The organism is Clostridium sp. YIM B02506 (assembly GCF_022324845.1).
GTDB classification, from domain to species: Bacteria; Bacillota; Clostridia; order Clostridiales; family Clostridiaceae; genus Clostridium_T; species Clostridium_T intestinale.
The window spans coordinates 46765-53973 of the sequence record NZ_JAKGTG010000030.1; the positions used below are offsets into that span (position 1 = coordinate 46765).

Sequence of the window (7209 nt, forward strand, 5' to 3'; positions counted from 1 at the left end):
CTACTTTGAGAAAACTGAACCTATAGATTTTTTAACTTTTTTTACTGCAATTCTTCCTTGACGCTTAATAACATGTTTAATGACAGTAGATTTCATATCCTTAAACTCAACTCCAGCACTATCATATTTTCTAACAAGGCTAATTGCGTCAAACTTACATTTAGTTGTGCATATTCCACAGCCAACACATTGATATTGATCAACAACAGTTGCACCGCAGCCTAAGCAACGTTCAGTTTCTTTTTTTACTTGATCTTCAGTAAATGTTACACGTAAATCTTTAAAGGTTTCTTTTGATTTACTGCCCTCTACATGAAGAGTTCTTTGTCTTGGTAGACTATCATATCCATCTTTATCTAGGTTTTCTTTATCAAAAGCATGATATTCTCTTTCTCTACCTATAATTAAATTATCTCCATGAATATAACGATGTATAGAGGTTGCTCCTTGTTTTCCTAATGCTATAGCATCAATTGCAAATTTAGGTCCTGTTACAGCATCTCCTCCTCCAAAAACATCTTCTTCGCCTGTTTGGTAACTTAGAGACTGAACTTTTAGAGTTTTATTAGGATTTAACTCAAGTTTTGAATCCTTTAATAAATCTCCCCATTCTATACCTTGTCCAACAGAAATTAGAACATTATTTGTTCTAACTAACATAGTCTGATTTTCATCAAACTTAGGATTAAATCTATTATTTTCATCAAATACAGAAATACATTTTTTAAATTCAACTCCAACTACTTGACCATTTTCTTGAATAATTGCTTTAGGACCCCAAGAATTATTTATTGAAATGTCTTCTGATAAAGCCTCTTCTATTTCTTCCTCAAGTGCTGGCATTTCTTCTCTACTTTCTAAACAATACATACTTATATTAGAAGCGCCTATTCTTTCAGCAGTTCTAGCAACATCTATAGCAACATTTCCGCCACCAATTACAACTGCATCACCTTCTAATTTTATTTCTTCACCTAGATTTACTTTTCTTAAAAACTCTACGCCTGTTATTACTCCTTTAGCATCTTCACCTTCAAGACCTAATTTCCTTCCACCTTGAGCACCAATAGCTAGATAAAAAGCCTTGTAACCAAGATTTCTTAGTTCATTAAGAGTAATATCTTTGCCTACTTCTACTCCAGTTTTAAATTCTACTCCTAACTCCTTTAAAACTTCTATTTCAGAATTAACTACTTCTTTCCCTAATCTAAATGATGGAATTCCAAGAGTAAGCATTCCTCCAAGTTTATTTTGCTTCTCAAATACTGTTACCTTATAACCTTCAGCACCTAAGAAGTAAGCACAAGATAATCCAGCTGGACCACCACCTATTATAGCTATCTTTTCTTCTCTTTTTGCTTTTTTATCTGGTACAAAACGATGTTCTGCTTTTAAGTCTTGATCAGCTATGAATTTTTTAATTTCATCAATTGCAAGTGGTTCATCTACACCTGATCTAGTGCAAGCACTTTCACATTTTCTTGGACAAATACGTCCACAAACTGCTGGAAATGGATTTTCCTTTTTTATAAGTTCTAAAGCTTCTTTATATTTTCCGTAAGATGCCATTTTAACATAACCTTGAACTGCTATATGCGCTGGGCATTCTGATTTACATGGGCTTGTTCCACTTTCTGCAACAACTTTTCTAGTTCTATAATTAAAGTCCCATCTATCCTTTCCCCACTGAGTATCATAAGGGGTTTCTTTTTCAACTGAAGCTTTAATAGGTTCTTTAGTGCAAAGACTTAATCCTAAAGTTAGTGCATTTGATGGACAATTCTCAACGCATTCACCACAAGCAACACATTTATCTATATCTACCTGAGAAACGTAATTTGAACGAGACCAATCAGGGTTTCTATAAAGATTTGCATTTCTTAACCCAAAACATGAACAACCACAACAATTACAAATAGCTAAAGCATTTCCAGGACCTGATAGATTAGGAATTTGATGCATCAATCCTTCTTTTTCAGCTTTCAAACAAATCTCTCTAGCCTCTTCTTTAGTAACTTCTCTACCTTTTCCTGTACGAATATAATATTCAGCTGCTGACCCTAGACGTATGCATATGTCCTCAACCGTGTGTCCACACCCTTCACCGATTACCCTCATAGAAGCACGACAAGCACAATCAGTAACTGCAAATAACTCATGTTTTTCAATAAGTGTTTCTATTTCTTCATAGGAAGCTTTTCTTGTATCTCCATCTATAGCACTTTGAATAGGTATGACTCTCATTACACCTAAACCTACTGGAATATTTCCAGCCATTAAGGCCCCAAGTTTTCTTGTATATTCTTCAAAGCATTCAGCAATTACTGGATACTTTTCTACGTTTTCCTTATTGTCAACCATATACTCCATAACACCTGGAACAAAAAGTTCAAGGCTATACATGTCTACGCCATCTTCTTTTTCAACCTTAATAGATCCATCTACAGCCATTTTGTATAAAATTTTCTCAACTTCATTCTCTGGCTTACCACAAAGTTTTGATACTTCCTTGACTGTTTTAGGCTTACGAATTTCTAAATAAAGTGCTATTTCAGCTTCCTCATCTGAAGTTACAGGTTCTAAAATTCTATACTCAGGATCTGTTGGTTTTACTTTTACTAACCCACCAGTAATACCAGCAGCAATTTTATTAGATAATTCAAGTACTTTTTTCTTTACCATATTAATACCCTCCCAAAATAACTGCTAATTCTCATTCCACATTTTCACTTCATTACGTATCCACTCTATCCACTCATCCATTCCTTCACCTTTTTTAGCTGAGATTGGAATAACCTTAATATTAGGATTTAATTTTTTTACACGTTCTTTTACAGCTTCCAAGTCAAAATCGAAATAGTCTAAAGCATCAATCTTATTTACTAAAACAACATCAACAATAGAAAACATTAAAGGATATTTTAGAGGCTTGTCATCTCCTTCTGGTACACTTAAAATCATTGCATTTTTAGAGGCTCCCGTATCAAATTCTGCCGGGCACACTAGGTTTCCTACATTCTCTAAAATTGCAAAATCAATTCCTTCTGTTCCAAGTCCTAATAAACCTTGCTTTGTCATATCAGCATCAAGATGGCACATTCCACCTGTGTGTAATTGTATTACTTTAACCCCAGTTTTTGAAACTGTGTTAGCATCAACATCTGAATCAATGTCTGCTTCTAAAACTCCTATACTCATTTCATCTTTTAAGGCTTCAATGGTTCTTAAAACTGTAGTTGTTTTACCTGAACCTGGTGAGGACATAAGATTTAATAAAAAGGTTTTATCTTTCTTTAAATCTTCTCTAAGTAAATCAGCTTGTCTATCATTATCTTCAAAAACACTTTGTTTAATTTCAAGAATTTTATATTCGTCCATAAATATTTACTCCTCTACTAGTTATTAAGCTCTCATGTTATTTAATTTATTAACAACAACTTTATCTGATGTCTAGCCACTGTAACACTCCCATCCTCTATTAAGGCGGGAGATAACAGTGGCACGACCCTAGATAAGTTCAACTAAGATTCAGATTGGGAGCAAACTCCACCTGAATCAAGTTTCACTTAATATTCCCCAAGTTGCTTAATTTCTTTGTATTCGCTAAGGTCTGTATATAACTCTCCAAGATAAGGATTTCTTTTTGTTCTAATAACCTTATAAATCATATAAATAAATACCAATACATTTGCAGCTAAGGATGCTAAACTAAATGTGATTAATGGCAATTGATTATAAGATGAAGCAACTGCAAAGGCTCCCTTATCTATAAATGATGGGAAGGTTTGGGCAAACATACACCATATTGCTAAAGTTTGGGCACGATGTTGAAGCCATGCACCTTTTCCAGATGTAAAAGCACAAAGAGTTGGGGCTAAAAGTAAAGCAAAACCACAATACCATGAATGTCCTGGAAGACAGTTATAGGTATATGCAAAATTCCATAGATCATAGGCAACTATCCAAAACCAAAGCATATCTGGCCATAGCATGTCTCTACTATTGTCATTTTTGGTTTTCTTTCTTATAGTAATTCCAAGCCATCCAGTTATGGTTATGATATTTAAAATACCAGCTATAGCATTCATAAAATTCCATGGTCCACCAAGTACATACATGCCATCTGCTATACCGCCACCAGCATATTGAAACCCAACTTGAAAATCACGGGCAACAGCTTCCATTATGTTTATAGCAAGAATAAGTGGTGGGAAACATAAAGCCCATTTTTTATCTGCAAGTCTCCACTCCTTACCTGTAAACTTATTTTTAAACTTAAGATGTCTTATACACCAAAAACCAATACATCCAGCTGTAGCAGAATAAACCTTTGCAAGATGAAACCAGTCAGTATATGTAGTATCACTTAATACTGTAAACCATAAAACTGAAATAATTACTGGTAATACAACAAAGCAAAATAATCCCACGTACTTATTTTTTCTAGCAACTTCGTTAAATACAAAAAGGGCTATAAATATTAATATCCATACTCCCCATACACTTAAAAAAGTAGCTCCTTCAGAGTAATTAAAAACAAACATAATCTCTCCCCCTAATAATTTGTAAAATTATCCCTCAGTATTAATTTTACATTTATTGCAATTTGTTTTTCAATAGACAAAAAAAAGAAAGTGTCTACTTTAAACACTTTCTTACTATATGAAACTATTAATTATTTTAATCCTTCTTTTACAAATATATCTATAGAACGAGGAATACTTCCTGTTATCATTATAAGAAGTTTTTTAAGAACTATCTCAGGTTCTTCCACCATACCTTCACTAACCCAATCACCTATGATCCCATTAAAGACATGTCTATAAAAATTAACTATAAAGTTTTGATCATTTTCATTCAAACTAACACCCATCTCAATTGAACATTCGTTAACAACACTACTAAGTAGATTTCTAGAAAGCTCAGATATATAAATATTAGCCTCTGACCAATAGGAAGAATTATAAACATGTAAAATCATTTTAGAGTTTTTCTTAAAATAATGCATGGTAGCTAAAAAACCACCACCCCATGTTTCAAAGGTTCTGTTTTGGGCTATTTCTTGTGATAATTCATCATAAAATATACATTTAAAAATATCCATGATATCACTAAAGTAATTATAAAAGCTCTGCCTATTAACATCACAATGCTCACAGATACCAGTAACCGTAATTTTGTCTAATGATTTTTTATTCAATAATTCTTTAAAAGAGTTAATTATAGCTGTTTTGGCGTTTTGTTTCATAATCTTCTCCATAAAAATAACATATAAGATTTTATAATAAAGAATATTCACTATAGAAAATTATACCAATAAACTAGATTAATTGAAACTTAAACTTATAAGAACCTTATTTTGTTGTAGGTATAGTTACTGTTACTTCTGAATTCTCAACTGCTTTTCCATTCCTACTATCATAGGTTTTAATTGTTATGCTTTTATGCCCTTTATATTCGCTAGAAGTAAGTTCTTTAATAATGTCAGTAACTTTATTATTATAATCAAATCCCTTAGAAGTTGATGGTAGGGTTAATTGTCTACCTGTTTCATCAAATAATGCAAAATAGTATGGATCTCTATCTTTGAAGTCCCAGCCACCTCTATTTTGAGAGAAGAAGACAGCACCAAAAGGTGTAAAAGAAATGGAATCGTAATAAATTGATCCTTCCTCTGTATTAATTTGTTTATCCAATTTAACATCAATATTTTGAGAAGCCAACTCACCTTTATCTAGTTGATATTTAACTGATTTTTTTATCTTTCCTTCATCTGAAAGGCTAAAAGTAACTCCTATCTTATCTGGAAGATTTAATGGTTTAACGATATAATAGTTTATATAAGATATTTCAGTATCACTTTTTACTCTGTTAAAGCAACTACCACTATATCCACTATCTTTAGGTAAATATTCTTTATCTATTAAAACTGAAAGTTCTAGCTTTTCTTCCTCCATTTCTTCAAATGCTTTTCCATCTTTTCTAGTAATTGAATATGAGTATATAATAAAGTTATTATCGAATATTACGTCTTTGATATCGACTATATAACTTTTATATGGAATTGATGTATCAATATTTTTTGAATATTTAACATACTCTTCTGGTGCATAAAAATAATCTTTTATGTTACTTATTATTGGGAGGCTGTCTGCAAATGCCATGGTATAACTAGACAAAATGGCAACCAACGCCATTGATGCAGCTATCTTAAATAATTTAGTATGCTTTTTCTTCTTTGGTAGGTTATTTAAGGTTTTATCAAATATCTTGTGAAATCCTTCATCAATATCTTCATTTTTTGATATTTCAATTAAATCTAGAAAATTATCCTTTTCCATTAGCCTTATCCTCCTCCATATATATAATTTTGTGTAATATTTCTTTACCTCTAAATAATCTTGATTTAACTGTACCTTCTGGAATATCCAAAATTTCAGATATTTCTTTATAACTAAGATCATTAAAATAAAATAATATTATTACTGATTTAAAGTCATCAGGCAGATCAGAAACTAAGCTCATTAACTCAATCTTTTCTAAGTCCTTATCAATTATAGGAATTTCAATACTATTTTCCAAATATATAATCTTGTTTTGTTTAGAAAGTTCACTTTTGCTTTTATTCACTACTATTTTTAATAGCCAGCTTTTAAATGAACTTGGATTTTTTAGCGTGGATATCTTCTCATAAACAGTTAAAATCGTATCTTGGACTACATCATATGTAGCTTCATTATTTCCTAACATATATCTTGTTAGGTTGTACATGTCTCTTTCATAAATTTTCATCAATTCAACAAAGGCATCTTTATTTCCTTTAGTCGCTTTCTTAACTAGTTTTTCTATATTCAATAAATTCCCTCCTTTCCAATCTCATCAATAAGACATACATGAAAGGGTAATTGTTCCCTACATAAAAAATATTTTATTAAATTTATAACTGCATAAAAAAATTGTCAAGGCGATTATGAGCCGTCGATTTTTTTTGCGCATCTGCCTTTCCAAACGCATGTGAGGAAAATCTGGCAGGCGCTCAATTCCTATTTTTTATTCTTAGAAGTAGCATTAACATCTAACGACAAATTCATCTCATAGAGTTATCCACAGTTCTAGTTAACTATAATTGCCTAAAGAGTCAAGTACCACCGGCTCAGCCGGAGGCTTGATTAAGCCCTATAAGGGCATGATACTGGCGGCGCTACTCGC

General features: G+C 32.0%; 6 protein-coding genes. All 6 read right to left on the bottom strand.

The annotated features are described in order from the left end of the window. The 6 genes from L1S49_RS18525 to L1S49_RS18550 all read right to left on the bottom strand — a co-directional run bounded on the left by L1S49_RS18525 (window position 1) and on the right by L1S49_RS18550 (window position 6855). Window positions 1-2682: an FAD-dependent oxidoreductase gene (locus tag L1S49_RS18525; protein WP_238906879.1), complete on the bottom strand. Its 2682-nt coding sequence runs from the start codon at window positions 2680-2682 to the stop codon at window positions 1-3. Between the two features lie 24 nt (window positions 2683-2706). Then, complete coding sequence (gene hypB / locus L1S49_RS18530) at window positions 2707-3378, bottom strand: hydrogenase nickel incorporation protein HypB (RefSeq protein ID WP_238906880.1); 672 nt, start codon at window positions 3376-3378, stop codon at window positions 2707-2709. A gap of 188 nt (window positions 3379-3566) precedes the next feature. After that, a complete protein-coding gene (locus L1S49_RS18535) occupies window positions 3567-4544 on the bottom strand; it encodes a DUF5692 family protein (RefSeq protein ID WP_238906881.1) in 978 nt (325 codons plus the stop codon). Window positions 4545-4675: 131 nt separating this feature from the next. Continuing rightward, window positions 4676-5248 carry a TetR/AcrR family transcriptional regulator gene (locus tag L1S49_RS18540; RefSeq protein WP_238906882.1) on the bottom strand — a complete coding sequence of 191 codons (573 nt, stop codon included), beginning with the start codon at window positions 5246-5248 and terminating at the stop codon, window positions 4676-4678. Between the two features lie 106 nt (window positions 5249-5354). Then, a complete protein-coding gene (locus L1S49_RS18545; protein ID WP_238906883.1) occupies window positions 5355-6341 on the bottom strand; it encodes a DUF4179 domain-containing protein in 987 nt (328 codons plus the stop codon). After that, window positions 6328-6855, bottom strand: coding sequence for an RNA polymerase sigma factor (locus tag L1S49_RS18550; RefSeq protein ID WP_238906884.1), 528 nt, complete (start codon window positions 6853-6855; stop codon window positions 6328-6330). The genes L1S49_RS18545 and L1S49_RS18550 overlap by 14 nt, the downstream gene beginning before the upstream one ends. Window positions 6856-7209: the final 354 nt, after the last annotated feature.